General features: G+C 39.8%; 19 protein-coding genes and 1 pseudogene. 5 read left to right on the top strand and 15 right to left on the bottom strand.

What is annotated here, in order from left to right; all coding sequences use genetic code 11:
- Positions 1-337: 337 nt before the first annotated feature.
- A complete protein-coding gene (locus G0Q07_RS03165; protein ID WP_163344722.1) occupies positions 338-2,611 on the bottom strand; it encodes an inorganic phosphate transporter in 2,274 nt (757 codons plus the stop codon).
- A 201-nt stretch (positions 2,612-2,812) separates the two neighbouring features.
- Here G0Q07_RS03165 and G0Q07_RS03160 point away from each other — a divergent pair, with 201 nt between their 5' ends.
- Both G0Q07_RS03160 and G0Q07_RS03155 read left to right on the top strand, forming a co-directional pair.
- Positions 2,813-3,850, top strand: a complete 1,038-nt coding sequence (locus G0Q07_RS03160; RefSeq protein WP_163344721.1) for a sensor histidine kinase — start codon at positions 2,813-2,815, stop codon at positions 3,848-3,850.
- Positions 3,851-4,011: 161 nt separating this feature from the next.
- The gene (locus G0Q07_RS03155; RefSeq protein ID WP_163344720.1) at positions 4,012-4,710 is read left to right on the top strand and encodes a response regulator transcription factor; all 699 of its coding nucleotides are present in this window, start codon (positions 4,012-4,014) and stop codon (positions 4,708-4,710) included.
- Between the two features lie 57 nt (positions 4,711-4,767).
- On the opposite strand, the gene G0Q07_RS03150 is transcribed toward G0Q07_RS03155, so the two are convergent.
- The 9 genes from G0Q07_RS03150 to G0Q07_RS03110 form a co-directional block, all read right to left on the bottom strand.
- Positions 4,768-5,373, bottom strand: coding sequence for a phosphatase PAP2 family protein (locus tag G0Q07_RS03150; RefSeq protein ID WP_163344719.1), 606 nt, complete (start codon positions 5,371-5,373; stop codon positions 4,768-4,770).
- 1 nt (position 5,374) lies between these two features.
- On the bottom strand, positions 5,375-6,826 hold the full coding sequence (gene rpoN, locus G0Q07_RS03145) for an RNA polymerase factor sigma-54 (protein WP_163344718.1): 1,452 nt from the start codon (positions 6,824-6,826) through the stop codon (positions 5,375-5,377).
- A gap of 64 nt (positions 6,827-6,890) precedes the next feature.
- A complete protein-coding gene (asnS, locus tag G0Q07_RS03140) occupies positions 6,891-8,327 on the bottom strand; it encodes an asparagine--tRNA ligase (RefSeq protein WP_163344717.1) in 1,437 nt (478 codons plus the stop codon).
- Positions 8,328-8,679: 352 nt separating this feature from the next.
- The gene (locus G0Q07_RS03135) at positions 8,680-9,486 is read right to left on the bottom strand and encodes a DUF2202 domain-containing protein (protein ID WP_163344716.1); all 807 of its coding nucleotides are present in this window, start codon (positions 9,484-9,486) and stop codon (positions 8,680-8,682) included.
- Between the two features lie 56 nt (positions 9,487-9,542).
- Positions 9,543-10,049, bottom strand: a complete 507-nt coding sequence (locus G0Q07_RS03130; RefSeq protein WP_163344715.1) for a Spy/CpxP family protein refolding chaperone — start codon at positions 10,047-10,049, stop codon at positions 9,543-9,545.
- Between the two features lie 23 nt (positions 10,050-10,072).
- Positions 10,073-10,606, bottom strand: a complete 534-nt coding sequence (locus G0Q07_RS03125; protein ID WP_163344714.1) for a Spy/CpxP family protein refolding chaperone — start codon at positions 10,604-10,606, stop codon at positions 10,073-10,075.
- A gap of 3 nt (positions 10,607-10,609) precedes the next feature.
- Positions 10,610-11,041, bottom strand: a complete 432-nt coding sequence (locus G0Q07_RS03120; RefSeq protein ID WP_163344713.1) for an anti-sigma factor family protein — start codon at positions 11,039-11,041, stop codon at positions 10,610-10,612.
- A gap of 48 nt (positions 11,042-11,089) precedes the next feature.
- Positions 11,090-11,671 (bottom strand): RNA polymerase sigma factor, encoded by a 582-nt coding sequence (locus tag G0Q07_RS03115; RefSeq protein ID WP_163344712.1) that lies wholly within the window; start codon positions 11,669-11,671, stop codon positions 11,090-11,092.
- 39 nt (positions 11,672-11,710) lie between these two features.
- Positions 11,711-12,526 (bottom strand): DUF4405 domain-containing protein, encoded by an 816-nt coding sequence (locus G0Q07_RS03110; RefSeq protein WP_163344711.1) that lies wholly within the window; start codon positions 12,524-12,526, stop codon positions 11,711-11,713.
- A 773-nt stretch (positions 12,527-13,299) separates the two neighbouring features.
- Here G0Q07_RS03110 and G0Q07_RS03105 point away from each other — a divergent pair.
- Together G0Q07_RS03105 and G0Q07_RS03100 are read left to right on the top strand one after the other, a co-directional pair.
- Positions 13,300-14,820, top strand: a complete 1,521-nt coding sequence (locus G0Q07_RS03105) for a hypothetical protein (RefSeq protein WP_163344710.1) — start codon at positions 13,300-13,302, stop codon at positions 14,818-14,820.
- 1 nt (position 14,821) lies between these two features.
- Positions 14,822-15,223 (top strand): hypothetical protein, encoded by a 402-nt coding sequence (locus G0Q07_RS03100; RefSeq protein ID WP_163344709.1) that lies wholly within the window; start codon positions 14,822-14,824, stop codon positions 15,221-15,223.
- A gap of 138 nt (positions 15,224-15,361) precedes the next feature.
- Here the strand turns inward: G0Q07_RS03100 and G0Q07_RS03095 are convergent.
- From G0Q07_RS03095 to G0Q07_RS03080, 4 genes and pseudogenes are all read right to left on the bottom strand, one after another.
- Positions 15,362-18,441, bottom strand: a pseudogene (locus G0Q07_RS03095) (efflux RND transporter permease subunit).
- A gap of 19 nt (positions 18,442-18,460) precedes the next feature.
- Positions 18,461-19,867 carry an efflux RND transporter periplasmic adaptor subunit gene (locus G0Q07_RS03090; protein ID WP_163344708.1) on the bottom strand — a complete coding sequence of 469 codons (1,407 nt, stop codon included), beginning with the start codon at positions 19,865-19,867 and terminating at the stop codon, positions 18,461-18,463.
- A gap of 32 nt (positions 19,868-19,899) precedes the next feature.
- Positions 19,900-21,144 carry a TolC family protein gene (locus G0Q07_RS03085; RefSeq protein ID WP_163344707.1) on the bottom strand — a complete coding sequence of 415 codons (1,245 nt, stop codon included), beginning with the start codon at positions 21,142-21,144 and terminating at the stop codon, positions 19,900-19,902.
- Between the two features lie 215 nt (positions 21,145-21,359).
- Complete coding sequence (locus G0Q07_RS03080; protein ID WP_163344706.1) at positions 21,360-22,235, bottom strand: pyruvate, water dikinase regulatory protein; 876 nt, start codon at positions 22,233-22,235, stop codon at positions 21,360-21,362.
- 369 nt (positions 22,236-22,604) lie between these two features.
- Between G0Q07_RS03080 and G0Q07_RS03075 the strand changes: the two genes are divergently transcribed.
- The gene (locus G0Q07_RS03075) at positions 22,605-23,048 is read left to right on the top strand and encodes a DUF2147 domain-containing protein (RefSeq protein WP_163344705.1); all 444 of its coding nucleotides are present in this window, start codon (positions 22,605-22,607) and stop codon (positions 23,046-23,048) included.
- A 166-nt stretch (positions 23,049-23,214) separates the two neighbouring features.
- Here the strand turns inward: G0Q07_RS03075 and G0Q07_RS03070 are convergent, their stop codons facing one another.
- Positions 23,215-23,994: a radical SAM protein gene (locus tag G0Q07_RS03070; RefSeq protein WP_163344704.1), complete on the bottom strand. Its 780-nt coding sequence runs from the start codon at positions 23,992-23,994 to the stop codon at positions 23,215-23,217.
- Positions 23,995-24,052 lie beyond the last annotated feature (58 nt).

Here is a 24,052-nt window from a genome sequence, read left to right as displayed (position 1 = left end):
GATTGAATTTTGTCTGTTTTTTTTACATGGGCAAAAGTGTAGCAACGCTATTACACTGAAATTACAAAATTATTACAAAACGATTAATTTAATTCGCACAACATATTGTAAATCGCTGTGTACCAACGCAACTTTATTTGTTGCAATAAAATTACAAAACTGTAACACGCTTTTTTTACTTTGGGGAATATAAATTACAGGGGGATATTTTCTTTTACGGCAGGTAAACGCACATAGCGGTTTTGAACCGCTTAACGCATAAAAAAAGGAGGCCATTAGCCTCCTTATAATTGTTTTTTATTTTTCCTCGAATTACAATCGAAAAACCTTCGAGCCTTTAATTGTTCTTCTGTAGCGTATTGGTTATAAAATCACGGTACGCTTTTACCAGATTTACGGTGTGCAATAACAGATATTCCATCTCTGAAATCAACTTGAAGAACAGCTGAGAGTTTCGTGTATTAACCATCTTATTTTTAATACGTTTTATCTGGTTTTTCTCCATCTTATAAATTTGTTCCAGAATATCGTCACGCTCCTCTATTATCTGATCAAGATCTTCAAAAGTCTTAGCTTCTATATCTTTCAATACAGATTTAAAGAACTTGTCAATTCTTTTTGTTACATCTTTTAGCTCTGTGTGCTGCTCTTCAATAAAAGGCTTATGATTATTTTCAACGTGTTTTATCATTGGTTGCAGCATAAAGTGCACGGCGTGTGCCATTTCTCGTTTATGCTCCATCATTTGCACATAAAAATGACTGGTATCCAATGTCCCATCAGTAAATTTTGTAACCGTTGAATAAACCTTGTCGCGGTTTTGTTTTGCCTTTTTCGAGAACTTCTTACTCGCCTCCTGTACTTTTCTCAACCCGTTTCTGTCCTCCTCCAAAAAGCAATCAATACCGTCGGTAATAATCTGGTCACTCGATTTAACAGCTTTAATCATCTGTTTCGAGCTTTTCGCCAGTATCTGTTCGTGTGCATCAGCTTCTTCAATATCTTCATCTTCTTCTGCAATTTGCTGATCGCGCTTTTTCATCATAGTGTGCGTGCGGATAACCATAATAATAGCGATTACAACAAATACAAAAATCATGAATTTGCCACTAACTGCAATTATCAGTGCCACAAGACCCGAAACGGAAAAAGCAATGAGCGCAGTTAAAAACCAGCCACCAATTACTGCAAATACACCGGAAATACGATAAACTGCACTTTCGCGATCCCACGCACGATCAGATAACGAAGTACCCATAGCAACCATAAATGTTACGTATGTGGTAGATAATGGTAATTTTAGCGAAGTACCAATGGCGATTAAAATACTTGCAACTACCAAATTTACCGATGCCCGAACCTTATCAAAAGAGGGTGGGTTCTGGTCTTCTTCACTAACATAGCTATGTGGCTCAAAACGTGAGTTTACTCCCTGAGTTACAGCAGCCGGCAATACTTTCGACAGCCGGTTGTTAAATTTTGTGGTTCCGCGAACAATTACACGGGCGGCAAACGACGACCCAAAACGTTCATCTCCTTCTTTTTGTCTCGACAGGTCGAGTGAAGTTGCAATTACCGACTTTGCCTTTTTCGACATGATCAGCGTAACAATCATTACCAATCCGGCAATCAACAGCATAAATGTTGGTGTTCCTACTTTCCCGGCAAGCATGGCCATCGAAAAAGTATCGGGGTTGGTAGCTCCTTGAGCAACCCATGCCTGAAACGAATTATAACCAGCCAACGGCACGCCAATAAAGTTTACAAGGTCGTTCCCGGCAAAAGCCATTGCAAGTGCAAATGTTCCTGCCAGTACTACAACCTTTAATATCTTAATATTGAAAATCCATTTTAGTAACTGAATAAAAACGATCCAGAATCCGAAGCTGTATATCAACATTAATCCGGTATGGTGCATTAACCATTCCTGAACTGTTTCGCCACTTGCCACCTCAATACTTGCAAAAGTTGAGCCTTTCATTCCTTTAATTACAATAAAATAGGTGATAACGGTAATGGCCAAACCACCAAAAGCCGAACCAAAATATTTCATTGGCCCACGATATTTAAAGGTGAACAACAAGCGTGTTAAATACTGTACAATGGCACCAACCGTAAAAGCAATAAACACCGAGAGCAATATTCCGGTAATAATAGCAAGTGCCTTACTCGAGTTAATGTATTGCGACAATTCCATTACAACAGATCCGCCCGCTGCTTTTATTTTCACGATAGATACAGCAACGGCTGCTCCAAGCAATTCAAATACAATCGAAACTGTAGTTGAAGTCGGCATCCCAAAGGTGTTAAACATGTCGAGCAGGATAACGTCGGTTATCATTACTGCCAGAAAAATGATCATGATTTCGGAAAAGACAAACATATCGGGATGAAATATTCCCTTTCGTGCTACTTCCATCATTCCACTCGAAAAAGTAGCTCCAATAAGTACTCCTAAACTTGCCATTAAAAAGATCACCCATTTTGGGGCTGCTTTCGATCCGACTGCTGAGTTAAGAAAATTTACAGCATCGTTACTAACTCCTACAATCAGGTCTGAAATAGCTAAAGCAAAAAGTACAACTACAAGAATCAGGTAAAAGTTTTCCATTTATGTTCGATTTAAAAAATAAAGGTCGGCAAATATAAAGTAAGTAAGAAGTTTATTTGTTTTGTAATATTAATAAAATATTAACTAACCATGAAATTACCATTAACCAATTAAATATCACTTTTTTATACGGTATTTGAAACCTTAATTTGCAACGTTATTGTAACCAATAAAGGTTACATATTAATAAAATATATTTTGATGAGAACATATTCTTCGAAATTTCTGGCCATTCTGGTTGCCATTGTTTTAACGCTGCTGGCATTGGGAATTTCATTACTGGCTCACTACTTTGGCGAAAATATTCTGATTATTGGCACTTCCACTGTAGTCTTTTTTGTAGCGGCCTACTTTGCTATTTTATACATCATAAAAAAATACATTATAGACCGTATAAGACCCCTGTACAACACCATTCGTGATCTGCCACTCAGCGGAAAAAAAATGGAGGAAAGAATAGACTCAAACAGTTTGCTATTAAATGTAAAATACGAGGTTGAAGAATGGGCAAAATCGCAATTAAAAGAAATTGAACGACTAAAAGAGCTGGAAAAATATCGGAAAGATTTTGTTGGAAACGTATCACACGAGCTGAAAACACCAATTTTTAATATACAAGGTTATGTTTTAACACTTTTGGAAGGCGGGCTTGAAGACCCGAAGATTAATAAACTATACCTGAAACGAACAGAAAAAAGTATTGACCGAATGGTATCAATCGTTGAAGACCTTGAATCGATCACTAAACTGGAGTCGGGAGAGTTAAAACTAAACATGACCCGTTTTGACATTGTAAAAACCGTTGAAGAAGTAATTGAAATGGAACACTGGCAAGCCTCGGAAAGCCAGATAACCGTGCAGATTATTAACAAACCCGATCGGCCGGTTTTTGTAAAAGCGGATAAAAAACGAATTCTGGAAGTGGTGACCAACCTCATTGTTAACGGCATAAAATACAGCAAACAAAATGGTCATGTCAACATTTCATTTCACGATTTGGATGACAATATTATTGTTGAAGTTGCCGATAACGGAATTGGGATCGACAAAAAAGATCTTCGCCGTGTTTTCGAACGTTTTTTCCGTGTAGACAAGTCGCGTTCGCGCGAGCAGGGCGGCACCGGGCTTGGTCTTTCCATCGTAAAGCACATTATTGAAGCTCATAATCAATCCATTAACGTACGCAGTGTTCTCGACCAGGGAACAACATTCAATTTTACACTTGAAAAGCAAAAATAGCCGAATTATAACTTTCCGTTAAAAAAAACGTAAGTGTGCCTATTAATTTGTATTTTGTTTCGATTAAGCGATATTTTAATTTCGTGTTTATTTTTTGTTTAAAGAAAAGTTAATTGTTCTTTAATAAGTAGCACTTACTTTTGTTCAAGAATTATTATGTTATGAGTGAAAATCAATTTAAAGTTTTATTGGTTGATGACGAGTTGGACATCCTTGAGTTCCTGAGTTACAACCTTGAAAAAGAAGGCTATCAAGTATATACTGCCAGAAATGGAGCAGAAGCAATAAAGGTTGCTGAGAAACAGGAGCCACACCTCATTATATTAGACGTAATGATGCCGGAAATGGATGGCATAGCTGCATGTGAAGAACTTCGGAAAATTCCAGCACTAAGCAGCACTGTTATTGCCTTTTTAACTGCCCGTGGCGAAGACTACTCACAGATTGCAGGGTTCGAGGCAGGAGCTGATGACTACATCACCAAGCCTGTTCGCCCAAAAGTTTTGGTTAGCCGTGTAAAAGCCTTGTTAAAACGTACAGGCGAAGCAACCCAACCGGTTGAAGTAGTAGATAGCAACACCATTACAATTGGCGATTTACTTATTGATAAAGAACGCTATCTGATTCGTATTGCCGACAATGAAATGATATTGCCACGAAAAGAATTTGAACTGCTTTCGCTTTTGGTTTCAAAACCAGGCAAAGTGTTCACCCGCGAAGAAATTTACCATTCGGTTTGGGGCGAAAATGTAGTAGTTGGCGATAGAACCATCGATGTTCACATCAGAAAACTACGTGAAAAGATTGGCAACGACCACATTAAAACACTGAAAGGGATTGGTTATAAATTTGTTGACTAACAAAATAGAGATATTTCAGACGAAAGGGGCTTTTTAAAGTCCCTTTTTTAATACCCGTTATACAATATAAAGAACAAGATAAAGCACAATAAAGCCCAGTACGTACCCGGCTATTAATTGTTTCATGTCGTGTTTGCAGAGAATAAGCCGGGCCGTTCCAATTAACCCTGACAACAGCACAACGATTAAAACCGAATAAACCGGGTTAACTCCATTTCGGAAAGCCAGCGCAAACAATGTTCCGGCCAAACTACCAATCGCTGCCATGTGGTTACTGATCTTCCATTTTAGCGAAATAACGAGCAATAAAATAATTACGAGCACCGAAGCCAGCATAAATAACTTAAACTCGGGAACAGCCTGTACTTTTCGTAATAAAATAAAACCCAGATAGTAAAAAACCGATGCACTTAATAAAGGAATCAGACGGTCGCGGCTGCCGGGCATGTTAATATTAAAACGAGGATTTAGCGAAAGTACGGCAACCGAAAGTAAAGGCAATATGCAGGTGGTGAAAAATACAACCAACAGGATAAAACGTTTTGCCTCCCATAAAAGTAATTCGAAATAAAATCCGGAATGCATTAGCAGAAACATTCCAATTGTTGGAATCAATACCGGATGAAATATTATGGATATAATCCTCGCTATTTTCTCCGACATCTTATAATTCTTTACGTAAACGTGCTACCGATATTCCCAACTGCTCGCGGTATTTGGCAACAGTTCTTCGCGCAATATTGTATGATTTTTCTTTAAGTATCTTTGCCAGTTTCTCATCGGTTAAAGGCTTATGCTTATCCTCTCCCTCAATACATTCTTGCAGTATCTTTTTAATTTCACGAGTAGAAACTTCTTCCCCGTCATCTTTTGCCATACCCTCAGAAAAGAAATATTTAAGCGCGTAAATACCAAAATGCGTTTGAATGTATTTGCTGTTTGAAACCCTTGAAATGGTTGAAATATCAAGCCCGGTTCTTTCGGCAATATCCTTTAAAATCATTGGTCGAAGTTTTGTTTCATCACCTTCGTGAAAATACGCTTTCTGAAAACTAATAATCTCCGACATGGTAAGCAACAAAGTAGTTTGCCGCTGGTGTATAGCATCGATAAACCATTTTGCCGAGTCCATTTTTTGTTTCACAAAAGTGGCAGCTTCTTTATCGGTTTTCTGCGCCTTCTGGTTTTGACTCATGGTTTTCAGCATTTCCGAATACGTATCGTTTATTTTTAGCTCCGGAACATTACGCTGATTTAATGAAAGGCTTAACTCCCCATCAACGAGCTCTAAAAGAAAATCGGGAACAATATGCTGATTTGATTTATTTAAAGGGTTATTGTAGGAGCTGCCAGGTTTTGGATTTAATTTACGAACCTCGTCAATACCTTTTTTTAATTCCTCATCAGAAAGCTCCAGTTTCGATCTTATTTTATCGTAATGTTTTTTTGTGAATTCCGCGAAATAGTCTTTTACAATCGCTTTTGCCAATTCAAACCTCTTTCCTTCTTTCCGTTGAAGTTGCAACAACAAACATTCGCGCAAATCGCGGGCGGCAATGCCGGGAGGATCAAATTCCTGAATAGCCCGTAAAATTTTATCCAGTTTTTCTTCCGGAACATCAAGGTTCATATTAAAGGCCAAATCATCGCTAATGGCCATTAAATCTCGCCGAAGGTATCCGTCGTCGTCAATGTTGCCAATAATATATTCGGCTAATTGCTGCTCCTCATCATCCAGGTCGGCAAGTCCCAACTGTTCATTCAAAAACTCATGAAAACTTGTCCCTACCGAAAATGGTACATCAATGTATTTATCGTCTTTGGAGTAATTATTTACATTTAACTTATAAGTTGGAATTTCATCGTCCTCGTAATAATCGTCAACCGAAAACTCTTCATTGTCAACATCCGAATTATTATCCTGGCTGTCACTCAGTTGATCGTCATCCGACGAGGGGCTGTCCGATTCTAATTCCAAAACCGGATTTTCCTCCAATTCCTTTTTGATTCGCTGCTCGAGTTGCATAGTTGGGATTTCCAAAAGTTTGATCACCTGAATTTGCTGAGGTGATAACTTTTGGAGCAGCTTCTGTTGTAATGTTAGTTTTTGCTCCATAATCCCAATTGTTACTCCCGTAAAAATAACATTTTTTTTGGAGTAGCTTCTCTAAATCACACCATCAAAATTCAGCATTTTTAGGTGCACGCGGAAAAGCTATTACATCCCGGATGTTACCCATTCCGGTAACAAACAGCATAAGGCGCTCGAAACCAAGACCAAAGCCACTGTGTTCAACCGAACCAAAGCGGCGGGTATCCAAATACCACCACATTTCTTCAGCCGGAATATCCATCTCTTTCATGCGGGTTGTCAGTTTTTCAAGGTCTTCCTCACGTTGCGAACCACCAATAATTTCACCAATTCCCGGAAATAACACATCCATTGCACCAACTGTTTTTTCATCGTCGTTCTGTTTCATGTAGAACGCTTTAATATCTTTTGGGTAATCGGTAAGAATTACCGGGCACTTAAAATGTTTCTCCACCAGGTAACGTTCGTGTTCGCTTTGCAAGTCAACTCCCCAATCAACCGGAAACTGGAATTTTTTCTTTTTATATGGTTTCGAATTTTTAAGAATAGTAATGGCCTCGGTGTAAGGCAAACGCACAAAATCGCTTTTCAGAACGAACTCCAGCTTTTCGATCAAATCCATCGATCGTTGATCCTGTGGTTTATTTTTCTCTTCCTGCTTTAAACGATCTGCTAAAAACTTCAGATCATCCATACAGTTATCCAAAGCATACTGAATACAGTATTTCAGGAATTCTTCTGCCAGATCCATATTATCTTTCAGATCGTAAAAAGCCATTTCAGGCTCGATCATCCAGAACTCGGCAAGGTGACGTGTTGTATTCGAGTTCTCGGCACGGAATGTTGGTCCGAAAGTATAAATTTCGCCAAGTGCCAGTGCGCCTAACTCACCTTCCAACTGACCGGAAACCGTTAAGTTGGTAGCTTTTCCGAAAAAGTCCTGGCTGTAATCTATCTCACCATCTTCGGTTAATGGTAGATTTTTTGGATCAAGCGTAGAAACACGGAACATTTGTCCGGCACCCTCAGCATCGCTGGCCGTTACAATTGGCGTGTGCAGGTAGTTAAAACCTTTTTCGTTAAAATATTTATGAATGGCAAAAGCCATAGCGTGCCTGATACGAAAAATGGCACTAAACGTATTGGTACGGAAACGCAGGTGAGCATTTTCGCGCAAAAACTCGAGCGAATGTTTTTTGGGCTGAATTGGATATTTTTCCGGATCGGCAGCTCCCAACAAATCAATCGATTTTGCATTCAACTCAACGCTCTGTCCACTTCCGGCCGATTCTACCAATTCTCCGGTAACGGCTATTGCGGCTCCGGTTGTTATTTTGTGTAATAATTCTTCTTCAAAGCTTGCAACATCAACTACCACCTGAAGATTATGAATAGTAGATCCGTCGTTTAGCGCAATAAAATTTACATTTTTACTTCCGCGTTTTGTTCTTACCCAACCTTTGGCAACCACTTCGCTGCCTGTTTCGCCACTCTTCAGAATCTCTTTGATTTTTAAACGTGCCATGATGTTTATTTTTTCTGCCTTTAATTTGTCTGTTGGCCCTTTTACAGCCTTTTTACTTTTCGAATTTTAAGCTTACAAATTTATACTTTATTAGCAATAATATAAACGTAAGGTACATTTTCATCCGATTTTTAATACTTACGTGAAAAAGCCCCCTGTTTTGAGCAGGTGTTTTTATGAAATTACCGAAAAAAAGATTTGAGGTGGCTCGACGGCTAACGGAATCAAAACCAATCAACAGGATGGAATTAGACTTGTGTCGACAAATCTAATACCACCTGGGATTGTTCAACAAAAAAAGGCTGCCTTAAAATAAGACAGCCTACCCAACAACTATTTTTTATTACTTCGTTTAATTCCCCTTTTTTCCATTTTGCCGACCACCCTGATTTCTGTTTGTTGATGCAGTTCCAGTTCCATCACAATCTCCACCGGCATTATTATAGCCTGATGAGGCTCCCTGACCATTACCATTGCCACCGTAACCGTTGCCGTGCGTATTTGATCCGGCTAAGATAGCTGCATAATCTTCATCTGAAATGTATTGGTTTTCATAGGCACTGCCAAGTACAGTTAAGTTTCGCACAAAACCACGCATATGACTTTCGGATCCTCTCAAAAGATTTCCATATACCCGAATTAAATCATTATTTGTGGTTTCGGTCAGCCATGCTTGCAAATCTTTTATATCAAGATCTTCAATGGCAGCTCCAACACCAAGTGCATCAACCAGGCTTACCGCTCCCTGCTCAGTTAACTGGTTGTATAAATCGGCCAAACCTTCGTTTACAAATTCACCTGAAACATCCAGTGCCGGATCATCAATTCCATATCCTTCCAATAGACTCATGATCGCTGTGGTATGCGCTTGTTCGCTGTTCGCAATGTTTTGAAATATTGCCTCGCCGTACATATTATAAAAATACAAATAAACATCGTGAGCTAGTTTTTCTTCTTCCCGCATAAAAAGCAATCCTTCAATATCTGCTTCTGTAAGCTCACCATCATAGGTACAACTATCTCCGGGAGATGCTGCAAAGGCTGCACTTTTATCGGCTAATACCATCGATTCATCAGCACCATCTGTTTCCGAGCAAGAGGTAAAAAATAGAGCTCCTGCTACTACTACGAAAATTACAATTGTCTTAATTCTTTTCATCTCATTAAATTTTTTGTTCAAATTGTTTTATTTAATTTTTTCAAATCTATTCTCGTTTAAATTCCTGCAGCCCTGCCACAAACAACTCCTCTTCCAACTTTATTCCGAGAGTTGCCGGTGCCTCTACGCCAATTATTGTTACTCCGATTCCCCCGGCTATTTCCATTTCTCCTGCCAACATTCTGATTTCGCCCGCAACTACCATTAGCTTTAATCTGATCGTATTGTTTTTGCTGCTCTTCAGTTAAAAGCAATTTAACCTCATTGCGATGAGCCTCCACATTTTTTAGCATTTCTGTTCTTATTTCACTTTTATCAACAGCATTTACTGTTGAACGCCTTTGTTCACGTAATTCATCCATAGTTTTTTGGTGACTGGCTTCGAGTCCCTGAATACTGGTTTCCTGTTCCTCTGTCAGATCCGAAATCTGGGTCAAACAAGGAAGATTCGGATTGTTTTGTACTGCGTTTGCTCTTCTTCCACGTTGAGCAAATACGGTTGTTGTTGTTAACACCAGGGCAAAGATCACCCAGGCAACGTTAATTAACTTGCTAGTTTCCATTACTTTATTATTTAAATTGTTATTTACTCTCTATTCTGTCGCCCGTGGCGTCGGCCACCACGTTGAGGCAACGAAACATCTTCTTTTGATTTTGTCATCGACAGGAAAACTTCCTTTAGCTTTTCCTGTTGGTCAGCATTACAAACCGCTTTCATATCGAGATAATAATCTGCAGTTAGATTCTTTAAGGTTTTGTGCATCGCTCCAATTTCGCTTGAAATAGCGTGAAGTTCTGTGGTGTCAGCCTCGGCTTTTCCCATTTCCTCCACCATTTCAATTCTGAGTAGAGTCAGCTGATCAGAAATCCGGCGTGCACTCCGGTTATAGTTTCTGTTCAACTCCCGAAACGAATTGACTTGTTCGGGTTGTAAGTTCAGCTGCTCGCGGAAAAAACGCGTCCGTTGTTCCGAGGGCATTTCAACCTGTTGCTGTTGCTCTTCCGCAGCTTTTTGATCCTGTTGCTTGTGGTACCAAAACGAAATTCCCATCGACAGGTTTGTTGCTGCCAGAATAACAACTACCCAAATTAAAATGCGATATGTATTTTTTCGTGCCATTTGTTATTCCATTAAAAATGATTCGATTGGTTCGGCGTCCAGTTCGTTCCAGTACGGAACCATTTCCTGTTCGCTTAAACTGTTATCAGCAAAATCTGTTTTAGGTGCCTGCCCCAGTTTAAACCCTCCGTAAATACCAAGTAACAAAATTATTGAAAACGCCACCGGTTGTAGAACCTTGGTTAAAACGGGTCGCGCCGAAAGTTGCTCTTCCGCCTGATTTTCAAGTCGTGCTTTTACACGGGTAAAAAAGAATGGATTTTCATCTCTTACTTTATCGCTATCCAAAATACTGAGTGTATTTTTCATTTCCGCTGCAAAAAGAGCACATTCAGAACACTCATCCAGGTGTTTCTGAACCTGTTCCATTTCTGAAACCGGCAGCTCCTTCTCGAGAAAGAAAATTAATTTGTTATGTACTTTATTACATTTCATCTTTTCAGTATTTAATTATATGACACTTTCATTTTTAAAAACTTGCGCCTACATACACTTTTTTTTGTAGCACTTGTATAATTTTTTCTGCAGGCCTTTTTTTGCCCGGAACAAAAGCGACTCAACCGACGGAACTGAGAGATTCATAACCTCTGCAATTTCCTGATACGACAGATCTTCGTATTTGCTTAAAGTAAACGCCACTTTCTGATTCTGCGGCAAACTGTTAATTGCCTCCTTTAAAATAATTGCCCGCTGTTTGTTCTCGAAATCGTATTCCGGCTCATCCGAATCGGCAGTCCTGGCTTGTAACAGCTCCCTGTTTTTTTCTGCTACCTCATTTTCAAACCCCTGAAACCACCTGTGTTTTTTGTTATTGCGAATGTGATTTAGCGAGCGGTTAACTGCAATCCTGTACAACCAGGTTGATAGTTTTGCATCGGCTCTGAATTTATCGATTTTACGATACACCTCAACAAAAACATCCTGCGCAATATCTTCGGCATCTTCGCGGTTCTGAACCAAACCATAGCAGGTATTCACCACCAGTTTCTGATGCATGTCGACTAGCTTTTTAAAAGCCGCTTCGCTGCCCTGTTTTAGTTGCTCTATAATTTCGATGTCGGACATTCTGATTAGAAAAATACTACTTTAAATAGGTAATGGTAATTATTCGGAAAGGATTTTGTAAACATCGCGCGGTGGAAGGTTATTATTCTCCCCAATGGTACGCAAGGTTTCCGTTGGTTTCGCATCAATGCTGTTCTTCTCCAGAATTTGCATCAACTCATCGGTACTTTTATTTAGTTCCTTGGAGAAATCTTCAATGGTTTTTCGTCCTACGCCCATTCCGTGGCCTTCATTTGCCGGTTTCTTAACAATGATCTCATAAATCTCCAGTGGCGTAGAATTATTTGCTACGGCTATTTGCTGCAAACTTTGGGTATGAATATCGTTGTAAGCGATTTTATGACTGTCGAGTTTTCGGGTTACTTCGTCAACCGACTCCATATCCAACTGGTGAGCCAGTTCGGTTAGCGTTAATAACTCGGCATGAGGAACGGGCGCCCGCTCTTCGGTTTTCTCCCACGAGTTGGTGGCACTTTCGCTTAAATCCATCACCGATTGAAAAGGCGGAATGGAAAAAACAGTGCCGAAAAAGAATACCAGCACCACTACAATTGATAAAATGAGTTCTTTCTTCTTATTATATCCTCTTGTGGTTTTTGATTTAAGATAGGACACAAAAGATTTCCAGTTCACCGAAAACAGGTGAAATATGGAGAGTACAATAAACGCCAGCGAAAACAGAGTATGAATGGCCTGCCAGCCTTCTTTTGATAAACCTGCCAACTCCCAGTTTACCCAGTGAGCATAGCGTCCCGGAGGAGCCACGTACAAAATTACACCCGAAACCAGAATTACTAAAATTGCCCAGGTTAATCCAAAACTTATAAAGGCCCGCCAGCTAAACTTTGTTTTCATCAATTTTTAAATTTATGTTTTTATTGAATTTTAAGGTATGACACTGAACTTATAGAAAACTTGCGCTGGGATTTCAATTTCTTTGTTAGGCCCTGAAGTTTTATATACTCAGAAACTACAGTTATCACCCGCAAAAAATAGATTATCACCCGAATTTTCTATCTATCACTACCATTTTACAAAATCTCTCCGGTGATAACCGACAAAGTGTAAGCGATAACACCCTTTTACCGGGGGATAACGATCAAATTCCGGGGGATAAGACCTTCCCGACGGGTGATGAGACCTTTTTTTGGGTGATGACGGCTAATTCTGAGGTGATAACTACTTCTTTTCTGGTGAGATTGATGGTTGGTGGTTGAGGAAATACTTTTGATGGTTGCGGATAGACCTTCAAGGTTTTTGAAACCTTGAAGGAATGAAGAGGACATCCTTTTCTCAGTAAGAAAACTTTGCAGACAAGCAGCGAACCAAAATCAGCAACTTGGGAATATCGCTGGATGAAGTCCGGAACTGTGTAAAGCACATCACGTTAAACACCTATTTATAAACACTTTAAATTAGCCCTCCCTATTTTTTATTTTTCATGTAATTAACAATAATAGTATTTATTTTAGGTGCTGTTAATTACAAACCTGTTTCTTTAATTTTATGAAACCCAAACTGTAATTCCACCAGAAAAAAACAATCCCGACAAAAGCCGGGTCTGCAATACTATTTGTTAAACCGGGAAGTTGGGAGGCAACCCAAAATCCCACAAACTTTGTAAAATTATGAAAAAGTATGTTATTATTTTAATGTTAATAGCAGTTTTACCTCTGTCATTTCATTCCTGTCAGGAAGAAATAGTTGAAGAAGTTGTTCCACCCGTGGATAATTCAGAATTAACAGCTATTGAAAAACGTTTTTTAGATCCTGGGAATCTGAAATCCGCCGATGACGTGTTAAAAACAGGTTTTATAGCTGAAGTTTTGAACGATATTGAAAAACAAAACAAAGCAGAAAAATTCATCGAGAATTTAGTAGAAAAATATGGTTACCCTGATTGGGAGATGACTCGTTTTTTCTCCGACGAAGAACAAACAGTAGCACAGGTTGCCGTTAGCCACGATAATAGCTGCGAAACAGAAGCAGTAATTTTGTGTGTAAAACACAAAAAGAAACTAAAGTACCGATTATTTGTAAGAGATAAACTGGATAGATTTAAGGAAAATAAAAAACCAATTCCAACTTTTGAAAAGATTGAAGATTTGTTTATAATCTTTGACCTACAGAAATATGGAGAAAGCAGCTTACTGATGGAAGGTGACGATTTAATAGCAACAGATGAAGACTTTGTGGAGAAAAGTGTGTCCACAATGCTCTTGATTCCTGTTTGCTATACAAGAGTAAGGGCATATTCAAACGGAGAAACAGGAGATGTTACTGTTTATGAAACCGTATGCGAATATGATTATGTTTGGGTTGGTGGAACCAGTGATGGCTCCAACTATATACCTTGGTATAATGAATATAATGGTGGATCAGGTACAACTTCGGTTGCCGAGGATAACTGTAATTGTGATATTTGCCCTATATGCAAAGGGTGTCTCAACCAGCCTATTTCGCTTAAAAGTATACCAAAACCAAGTGATGGCGGTGGTGAAACAACAGTTGATTGCCCGATGTGTAGTTGCCCAAAGGTTATTGAAGATCCTTCCTTTGAAGATACTAAAGCTGATTGTGTATATGATAAGTTAGTCACATCAAACCAAATGCAGCAATTACTTAGTGAATATTTTGGGTCTGATACCTACCACGTAACTTATAAAGTCGAATATTGGAGTACCCCTGGAGTAAACAGCACTGATCCAAGTTATGGTTCTGCAAAAAACAACGGTGACAACACAGTAACAATTAAAATCAACTCTTACTATTTTGATGAAGTTGCCCCGGTTACTACCGCAAAAACAATACTACATGAAACAATACATGCATACCTATATCAGGAGGTTAATAAATTGGGCGGTTTAGATAATTTGGAAAATACTACTTTTGAAAATCTGTTTGCTTACTATCAAACTTATGGATATCCTGATTATCAACATGATTACATGTCACAATATTACATCCCAAATATGGCACAAACATTGAGGCAGTATGATAACTATGCTCACGGGATTGATTATTACGAAGCGTTGGCTTGGCAAGGGCTTAGTTATACTTATGGTTGGCAGCAGAAAACACAAGCTGAGAAAGATGCTATAAATGCAAAAGTAAATGAAATTAATTCGGGCAATAAAGAATGTAATTGATATGAAAACAATAATCAGCCTTCTTTTTATTGGAATCATTATTTCAGTAAGTAATGCACAGGATAAAATTCGGGAAAAACCCTATTATATCTTTTTTGAAAACAATATAGATGGTATGTTTAAAAAAGCAGAAAGTAATTCTGACAGCAGTTTTTACTATACGCCCAACCTTAACAGGGGTTTTTGGTTTGGTTTTCAGCCAATAGATGAAATGCAAATAATATCAAAACAATATTTTTATAGTAACCATAAAAATGAGCTCAAAGATATCGAATGGATAAGAGCCCTGATTGAAAATCGCCAAGATCCTTTACATGGAAAGAGAAACATTTATATTGTAGAAGAATTGGGACAGGATAGTGTCAAGCTAACCAGAACCAAACATTTCACTGTTATCGAATAGTGCTGAAATTATATAGAACCTTTCTTTATGTATGAAGAAAGGTTCCTGCTCTTATATACTAATCGTATGAAAACGATATTATCCCGCTGACGCGCGATTGTATCGCGTCCCGTTTATAAACTACTAATTGCAAAAGTTCTATGCTTCTTTCTCCGGAGTCTTTTTTCGTTCAATCCAATAATAAGCAATTGGCAAAACCATAAGCGTTAAAAATGTAGATGTTACCAATCCTCCGATTACTACTGTTGCCAGCGGACGTTGTACCTCGGAGCCAGGCCCCGTGTTAAAAGCCATAGGAATAAAACCCAAACTCGCTACCAGAGCCGTCATTAACACCGGGCGCAAACGATCTACCGATCCTTCGATAACCAGCTTTTTAAGGTCGCCTTTTTTCTCTTTCCGCAACATGTTTATATGATCGACCAGTACAATACCATTCAGCACCGCAACTCCAAACAAAGCTACAAAACCAATACTTGCTGTTATTGATAAATACATCCCCTCATCCACAACAGAAAAACTCCTCCAGACAAAGCGAACGGCAGGTTCAACAAGATCAGGATTGCATAGCGCATTTTCCCGAAGTTCAGGTACATTAAACCGATGATGATAAAAATGGAAAGCGGCACTACCAGCATTAAATGCTTCATGGCACGGCGCTGATTTTCGAACGTTCCGCCATAATCGATAAAATAGCCTGACGGGATACTGGCACTTTTATCAATCTGTTCCTGCAGTTGCGAAACGTAGGTTCCCAGGTCGATGTCTTTTATGTTGATACCCACGATTAAACGCCTCCAGCCATTCTCTCGCTGAATCTCGCGCGGGCCTTCCTGCAACTCAATATTGGCGACACGTTTTAGCGGAATATACCCACCACCCGGCAAATGCACCGGAGCCTCTGCAATTTTTGGTAGCTGATTGCGAATATTTTCAGGATAACGAACAACAATACCAAAATGTCTTTGCCCCTCATATAATTGCCCGGCTTCCTGCCCGCCGATACCAGCTTCAACAACTTTCTGTACATCATCCACATTTAAGCCAAATGATGCCACCGCTTCACGATCGATATTTACCGTTAAGTAAGGCTGTCCGGCCGACTGCTCCACGTAGTAATTATCAGTTCCGGGTAAACCGGATAACAATGCGGAAATATTCTCACCAATTTTATCGAGTACTTCCAGATCCTCGCCATAGATTTTTACCGCCAGATCGGATTTTACACCACTGGTTAACTCATCAACCCGCATGGCAATGGGTTGAGTAAAATTATAGGCCAATCCGGGCTCAGTTTGCAAATACGGTTCTATCCTGTTAATTATATCTTCTTTGGTTACGCCTTTAGTCCATTCTTCAATGGGTTTTAGTACTACCCACACGTCGGTTTGGTGCACGCCCATCCAGTCGTTGGCCAAATCCGACCGTCCGGTTTTAGGTACTACGGTTTTAACTTCGGGAATATTTTCCATGATCTTCCCGGCCAGCCAATCGGCATTTTCCATCGATTCTTCCAATGTTACCGACGGCATTCGAACCTGTTCTATCAAAATAGAACCTTCATCAAGCTCAGGCAAAAATTCTGTTCCCAAACGTGTCATTAAAAAGATGGAAACCAAAAAGACGGCCAATGCTGAAGATCCTATAAACCAAATTTTATTCATGTTTTTTTCAAGGCCTTTTTGGTAGCGCGGCCGCATCCATTCGATGATGTAGTTCCTGCGTATTTTTACCTTTTTTCGGAATACAATGGCCGACATTGCAGGTACAAATATTAATGCGAGTAATAAAGATCCAAACACTGCTGCAGCAACGGTTATCGCCATCGGGCGGAACAAAATACCTTCCATTCCGCTGAATGTCATAATCGGAACATAAACCATCAGAATTATGAGTACACCGAAAAAGATGGGCCGCACCACATGATTTGCCGCTTTACGAATGATCTCATCTTTCGACTCTTTCTTGTTTTTTTGCAAATCGTGCACAATGTTTTCTACCATTACCACCGAACCGTCTACTACCATTCCAAAGTCGATAGCTCCCAAACTCATCAGGTTGGCGGCCAGTCCAAATTCGCGCATTCCGATAAAAGCGAACAACATTGAGAACGGAATAACCATGGCTACAATCAGCGCTCCGGAAATCTCGCCAAGCAATAAAAGCAATACTACAATTACCAAAAAACCACCTTCCATAAGGTTGGTAGAAATAGTTGACGTGGTTCGTTTAATCAGATCTGACTGATCGTAAAATTTTTCAACGCTAACTCCTTCCGGTAAACTCCGGTTTATTTCTTCAATTTTATCCTCTATATCAGAAATCACTTCGCGGCCATTTCCGCCACGAAGCATCATAACAATTCCGGTAATTACCTCGCCTTTCCCGTCTTTGGTAACACCGCCCTGCCTGATCTGTTTCCCTTCAACAACACTGGCCACATCTTTTATAAAAATGGGCTTGTTATCAATGTTTTTCACGATGATATTCCGCACATCATCCATGCTGGTAATCTGTCCAACACCACGAATTATGTACTGCTCGCCATTATGTTGAATGTAGTTTCCACCCGAAACACTGTTGTTTTGTGCAATGGCATCCATCACTTCAGAAATACCGATGCTGTATGTTCGAAGCAAACCGGGTTGAATAATAACATTGTATTGTTTTACAAAGCCTCCAAATGAATTGATTTCAGTTACACCTCTCACAATTTTTAATTGTGGCGCGATCAGCCAGTCCTGGATTTCGCGCAGTTGCGAAAGTGAATAGTTTTCTCCTTTTACTACATACTGATAAATTTCGCCAAGTGCTGTTGAAATGGGCCCCAACGAAGGGCTGGATACCCCTGGTGGCAACTCATCAGTAATAGATTGCAGCCGCTGACTAACAATTTGCCGGGCAAAATAAATATCTGTTCCCTCATCAAACTCAACGGTTACCGCAGAAAGTCCGAATTGCGAAATCGAGCGCACTTCAGCCACATCGGGAAGGCCGTTCATGGCCGTTTCTATCGGATAGCTTACCAGTTTTTCTACATCGAAAGGAGAATAGCGGCCGGCCTTGGTGATAACCAAAACCTGAACCGGCGTCACATCCGGCTGCGAGTTAATGGGCAAGTTTATTAACGAAAAATAACCGCCTATAGCCATTAATAATACTAATGACAAGGCTACATATTTTTGACGGACACTAAATGAAATTATACTTTGAAGCATCAGCTGAGGATTTTAAGTTTTATTCTTCAGAAATAATATCGAAACGAGACAGCGCTTTTAGGCTAAAAACTTTTGTAACGGCAACTTCCTCACCGGCGGCAAGTCCTGAGGTCACAAAAACAAAGTCGCCTTTTATTTGATCAATTTCAATAGCACGGCGTTCAAAGATATTAGCATCTTTTTTCACAAAAACAATGGCCTGATCTCCATCATAAGTAAGTGCCTCCAACTTTATGGCCACCGTTTCTTTTTGCGATTCAGAAGTAATAGCAAGTCGCAAATTTTCGCCCGGTTTTGGCCAGCCGTTTTCCGAAGGGATAATAATATTTACCACCACTGAGCGGCTGTTTTCATCCAGCCCGGGATTAACTGAAGTAATTTCGCCTTTTATGGCCACATCTTCCTGTTCTCGTTTTGAAATATCGACGCTATTGCCAGATTTTACCAACACTGCATCGCCCGGCGAAACATAACCGCGTATCAGAACCTGTCGGGTATCGAGCACTCTCGAAAGGTTTTCTAGCGCATTAACAGATTGCCCCAGCTCCACAAAATTCTTCTCAATAACTCCGTTTATTGGTGCAACAATTTTTAATGTTGGTTCAAAATTCCCTAAGTCTGAAAATTGTTCAATTTCTAAATCAGGAACACCAACTGCGCGTAGCTTGGCATAAGCTGATTTTAACGATGCCGAAGCACGTTTATACTCTGCTGTTGCCTGCTCCAATTCACTGGTAGAACTAATCCGCTCCTCAACAAGTTGCTCTAAACGAGCCAGACGGCTTTTCTGAAAAGACTCCTGTGCGTAAGCCTGTAGGTATTCCGAAATCAGGTTCCCATATTGCAGACTTTGAATACGAAACAACTCCTGTCCTTTATTCACCCAGTCGCCTTCGTAAACTTTAATGGCCGTTACCTGTCCGTTAATTGGCGTACTGATAATACTGGAATGTCCGGGCGACGGAAAAACTACGCCCGGTGCCAAAATCTGATGATCGACAAATTCGCTTTTTATAGCTTCTGTTTTTATCGCGAGTTCATCGCGCTCTTTATCCGTCAGCTTAATCAAAAGCGTTTTTTCAGTGTCGTCTTTTAACGATGGAGGAACATCGGCCTGAACCACTGTTGTTTCTTCTTTCGTTTCATTACCAGTATTACAGGCTGTAAACGAGAAAAGGATAAATACAATTCCGAGGTGAATAAATTTGGTCTTCATATTTTTTAAATGTTGTAATTCTACAGTAGTGTCCACTATATTTGATTCAGATTCCTCGCTATGCTCGGAATGACAGGCGACTACGGAGGATGGATGGAGGTGGCAATACTTTGGCGGCTTTACCTCCAAAATATCGCCACCTCCATTTTCAAAATCATAACTCACCGTCATTCTGAGCGGAATGCAATGAAGCGAAAGAATCTTTTTCATAATCCTATTTTTAGTGGTTTCTATTGGTAGTTCTAATAAATTAATTCCTTATCAAGATACTGCTCTAATGCAGCCAGTTGCATATAATAATCGCGTAGAGCAGTTAAATAACGCTGCTCGCTTTTTAGATAGATTTGTTGCGCATTTAAAAGTTCAAGGAGGTCAATTTCTCCGAGTTGGTAGGCTCTTAAGGACATGCTCTGTAGTCTCGATGAACGTTCTTTCATCGAATCGTGATAGCGGTTAACGATCGACCGGCTCACCGAATAATTGTGCCAGGCATATTCAATTTCTTTTTTCATAGTTAACTGAATTTCCTTTTGGCTCCAAAGCAGCTCTTCTTTTCGGGCAGTGGCCATTTGTATTTTTCCTTTCTGATCGAAGGGATACCAAATCGGAATACTCAGCCCAATTTCAAATCCATTAAAATCGTAGCCGGTTCCATAATCTTGTTTATATAAACTAAATCGAATATCGGGGAGGATATTGCTTTTGGCTTCTTTCAAAAAAAAGTCGGAAGCATTGAGCATATTCATCGATGCCCGGTAAGCCGGCTGTTCTTCCTGAACGGCCAGCGCCTGAATCTGCGAAATATCGATGTCGGTAGCAAACAAGGTGTCGGCAAATGCAATACTGTACTTTTGCTCTTCAATGGGTAGGCCAATCACGTTAAAAAGGCCGTATCGTGCCTGGTGTAAAATCCACTCACTCTGATCGAGATCATTACGGGCTTCATCGAGCTGAATTTCGGCATTCACCAAATCGATGCCGTTTCCCAAGCCCGTTTCATACTTAGTATAAACTGCGTTGTACAGATCTTGTGCAAGATTTAACTGGTTCTCGCGCGAACGTTGCAGATAAAGCGCATAAACTACTTCAATGTATTTACTTTTAACCTGCGAGCTGATCTCCTTTTCTTTAGCAACAATAACATTTTGTTGCGCTTCAACTTCCTGCTTCAACGCTTTTACGCGATAAACCGATGTTAAAGGGAAGTCTACTTCCTGCGTAATGGCCACACGTTTTTCGGCAAACGGTGCTGTTGGATCATCGCTAATACCTTCTTTAAAATAGCTGATTTCGGGAGCTGAAATTCCGGTGTTGGTTCTCCACTCGTTTTCTTTCTGAACTAAACGCGCCCGCATCTGATTTAGCTCAGTGTTATTGCCAATAGCATGTTCTACAGCCTGCTGAATGGTTAACAATTCATCTTGCCCGTAAACGCTGCCAGTCAGAAATAACAGGAAAACTAAACTGAATTTTGTTAGTCTTATCATGGTTTTTTTTGAATTTACAATCAAGTTCTTGCGCATTAAGTTACAAAGACTTTCGCACTTTGTTTAATGATTGACATACAAATTTATTTATGACCCATAGTAAACAACTATATTGGCCGTTATAAACATTTGACACATTAAAATAAAAAAACCGTCGTTTTGAGTTCGAAAAATACGGTTACATATGACTCTGAAGAAAGGAGATCATCTGATATTTATTCCTGTTCTTGTCCTTCTTTTCCATGGTATGGCGACTCTAACTTTCGTCCGCGGTAGGAGAAACGTTTCGACATTAAAGATAGAATTTCGTTGGCTGTACTTTCAATGGGTTTATTTGAAACATTAATAACTGTAAATCCTCCCCGATCGAAAACAAACATTGCTTTTCTGATCTCTTCGCGCACGGCACGCTGATCGACATACGATTCGGCGCGGTGATTTTCCCAGCTCGATATTCTTTTTTGCCGGTGCGCAATTAACTGGCTGGCTCCAATATACAAACCGAACACCCGTTCAGGATCAATCTGAAAGAGCTCATCGGGAGGCTGAACGCCGGGTACCAGCGGTACATTTGCCACTTTCCAACCGTACATGGCCAGGTAAACGCTAAGCGGCGTTTTTCCCGCCCGCGAAACACCGGTTAAAATAATTTCGGCATTGCGCAGTCGTTCGGGACTCATACCATCGTCGTGCGATAGGGTAAATTCAATGGAGTCGATCCGATCAAAATACTGATGATTAATTTCGCGGTATAATCCCGGGTGTACCATCGGCTCTACATCTAGTGTATCATCTAAATAATTGGCTAATTTGCCCATCAAATCAATAACACGAACATGGAATTCTTTTCCCAACTCATTAATTTTGCGGCGCAATTCAGGATTAACCATTGTATGAGCAATCAATCCTTTATCGGCTTTGGCTTTCATGATTATATCGAAAACCTCATCTTCGGTGGTCACTCTTCCTATTATCTCAACATGAATTTTATTTTCAGGGTACTGAATTAATAAGGCCTGAACCAGGTTATTACCGGCAATACCCGTTCCGCCTGATACCACATAAATTGGTGCTGGTGATTTATCGTTCATAATATTATGCTCACTTTTTCATTTAAAACACCAACCCTATTGAATTAGTTTATCAGAAAAACAGATTTACCATAAATCGCTCTAATCATTTAATTATTCCAATTATACCGGTAAATCAAATCGGGAACTCCTATCGTTTTTTTATGGTGGAAACTGATCGGAAGAATTGGTGTTTAAGTGTAATTTTGTTTTCCGTAGCCAGACATTAAAGAACAGAACTACCCTCTCAGCGGAGAGAAATGGAAACTGCAACCATACAGCTATAAAACCAAAACTTTCGTAAAGAGAATTTTAAATTGCCCGAAACAAATGAATTACTCACGTAATTATTTATATTTAATCCTGAATATTAATTCAAAATCAGACATTATGAAGAAGTTGGTAATTCTTTTTTTACTTGGAATGTATGCGCTGGCAGGTAAGGCACAGGAAGCCGATAAAATTGTTGGCGTGTGGTGGAACGATGAAAAAACATCTAAAATTGAAGTTGAAAAACAAGATGGAAAATACATTGGCACCATTGTCTATGTAAATCCGGAGAAATACAACAACGGAGCCCCTCCAAAAGATGTTGAAAATCCTGATCCGGCACTACGCGATCGCTCTATAGTAGGAGTACAGATTCTGAGTGGTTTTGAGTACGATGCAAAAGAAGAAGAATGGATAAACGGTTCTATTTACGACCCCAAATCGGGAAAAACCTACGATTGTTACAGCTGGTTGGAAAGTGAAGATGTTTTGAAACTTAAAGGTTTTGTTGCCGGAATTAGAATGCTGGGGCGCAGCTCGGAGTGGTACAGAACAACACTTTAAATCAATATTGTTGTCATTTCGATGGAGGAACGACTGAGAAATCTGTTCCTAACTTTAAGAGTTTTCTCCTCATTCTTCGTCGAAATGACAGCTAGATATATTTCTTGATTAACACATATTTAGCCTGTTATTAGCCTTTATAAAAGGCTGAAGCAATCTCTACAGGTTATCCCGAAACCTGCACATCAAAACCTTCTTTGCGCACCCTTTCGGCTATGGCATTTAATTCGTCAAGCGGTATTTTTTCCAAAGTATCAATTGGGGTATCGCGGGCAATCGTATAAATCATTACCTGCAAAGGTTTTATCTTTTTCAGCAATTCAATCCATGTCGAAATCTCTTCTTTAGTAGTATTGTCAATGGTTTTGCCTTTGTAGCTTCCCCTCACAAACATGGTTTGAATAATTACCTTGCCATTAAAAGCAATCAGCTGTTCGATGGTATTGGCAAGGTTAAAATTTCCTTTTGGGCAATCCAATAACTTTACCGTTTCTTCAAAAGCCGAGTCAAGTTTCTGAATGTTGTCTTTTATTTTCAGTAAGGCCTCAAAAACCGATTTGCGGTGAATCATTGTTGCATTCGACAATACAGCAATTCGGGCGTTGGGCGTGATTTCATCGCGTAAGGCAATGGTGTCGTCGATAATTCCTGCAAACTCGGGGTGCAATGTCGGCTCGCCGTTGCCAGCAAAAGTAATTACATCGGGCAGTTCGTTGGCAGCAACCATTTCATGCAATTTCACCTCCAGTCGCATTCGCACATCCGCACGCGATGGGAAAGTTACTTTTTCCTCGTATTCTCCGGGCGTAAATCCACACTCGCAGTAAATACAATTGAATGAACAAACTTTGGTTTTGGTGGGCAATAAATTTATCCCCAGCGAAACGCCCAATCTTCGACTTTTTACCGGCCCGAATATTATTTTATCGAATAGAAATGTTGCCATAAAATGAATCTCTACAGTTAATGTATCACTGACAGGTTTGATGTTTAAAGGAAAGTCT

The sequence above is a fragment of the Draconibacterium halophilum genome (assembly GCF_010448835.1).
GTDB lineage: Bacteria > Bacteroidota > Bacteroidia > Bacteroidales > Prolixibacteraceae > Draconibacterium > Draconibacterium halophilum.
The sequence above is the reverse complement of the archived record's forward strand: the minus strand, read 5'-3'. Positions and strand labels throughout refer to the sequence as shown.

Coding starts and splice junctions, on each gene's coding strand:
- G0Q07_RS03165 (WP_163344722.1), bottom strand. CDS start 2,611: ATGGAAAACTTTTACCTGATTCTTGTAGTTGTACTTTTTGCTTTAGCT.
- G0Q07_RS03160 (WP_163344721.1), top strand. CDS start 2,813: ATGAGAACATATTCTTCGAAATTTCTGGCCATTCTGGTTGCCATTGTT.
- G0Q07_RS03155 (WP_163344720.1), top strand. CDS start 4,012: ATGAGTGAAAATCAATTTAAAGTTTTATTGGTTGATGACGAGTTGGAC.
- G0Q07_RS03150 (WP_163344719.1), bottom strand. CDS start 5,373: ATGTCGGAGAAAATAGCGAGGATTATATCCATAATATTTCATCCGGTA.
- rpoN (WP_163344718.1), bottom strand. CDS start 6,826: ATGGAGCAAAAACTAACATTACAACAGAAGCTGCTCCAAAAGTTATCA.
- asnS (WP_163344717.1), bottom strand. CDS start 8,327: ATGGCACGTTTAAAAATCAAAGAGATTCTGAAGAGTGGCGAAACAGGC.
- G0Q07_RS03135 (WP_163344716.1), bottom strand. CDS start 9,486: ATGAAAAGAATTAAGACAATTGTAATTTTCGTAGTAGTAGCAGGAGCT.
- G0Q07_RS03130 (WP_163344715.1), bottom strand. CDS start 10,049: ATGGAAACTAGCAAGTTAATTAACGTTGCCTGGGTGATCTTTGCCCTG.
- G0Q07_RS03125 (WP_163344714.1), bottom strand. CDS start 10,606: ATGGCACGAAAAAATACATATCGCATTTTAATTTGGGTAGTTGTTATT.
- G0Q07_RS03120 (WP_163344713.1), bottom strand. CDS start 11,041: ATGAAATGTAATAAAGTACATAACAAATTAATTTTCTTTCTCGAGAAG.
- G0Q07_RS03115 (WP_163344712.1), bottom strand. CDS start 11,671: ATGTCCGACATCGAAATTATAGAGCAACTAAAACAGGGCAGCGAAGCG.
- G0Q07_RS03110 (WP_163344711.1), bottom strand. CDS start 12,526: ATGAAAACAAAGTTTAGCTGGCGGGCCTTTATAAGTTTTGGATTAACC.
- G0Q07_RS03105 (WP_163344710.1), top strand. CDS start 13,300: ATGAAAAAGTATGTTATTATTTTAATGTTAATAGCAGTTTTACCTCTG.
- G0Q07_RS03100 (WP_163344709.1), top strand. CDS start 14,822: ATGAAAACAATAATCAGCCTTCTTTTTATTGGAATCATTATTTCAGTA.
- G0Q07_RS03090 (WP_163344708.1), bottom strand. CDS start 19,867: ATGAAAAAGATTCTTTCGCTTCATTGCATTCCGCTCAGAATGACGGTG.
- G0Q07_RS03085 (WP_163344707.1), bottom strand. CDS start 21,144: ATGATAAGACTAACAAAATTCAGTTTAGTTTTCCTGTTATTTCTGACT.
- G0Q07_RS03080 (WP_163344706.1), bottom strand. CDS start 22,235: ATGAACGATAAATCACCAGCACCAATTTATGTGGTATCAGGCGGAACG.
- G0Q07_RS03075 (WP_163344705.1), top strand. CDS start 22,605: ATGAAGAAGTTGGTAATTCTTTTTTTACTTGGAATGTATGCGCTGGCA.
- G0Q07_RS03070 (WP_163344704.1), bottom strand. CDS start 23,994: ATGGCAACATTTCTATTCGATAAAATAATATTCGGGCCGGTAAAAAGT.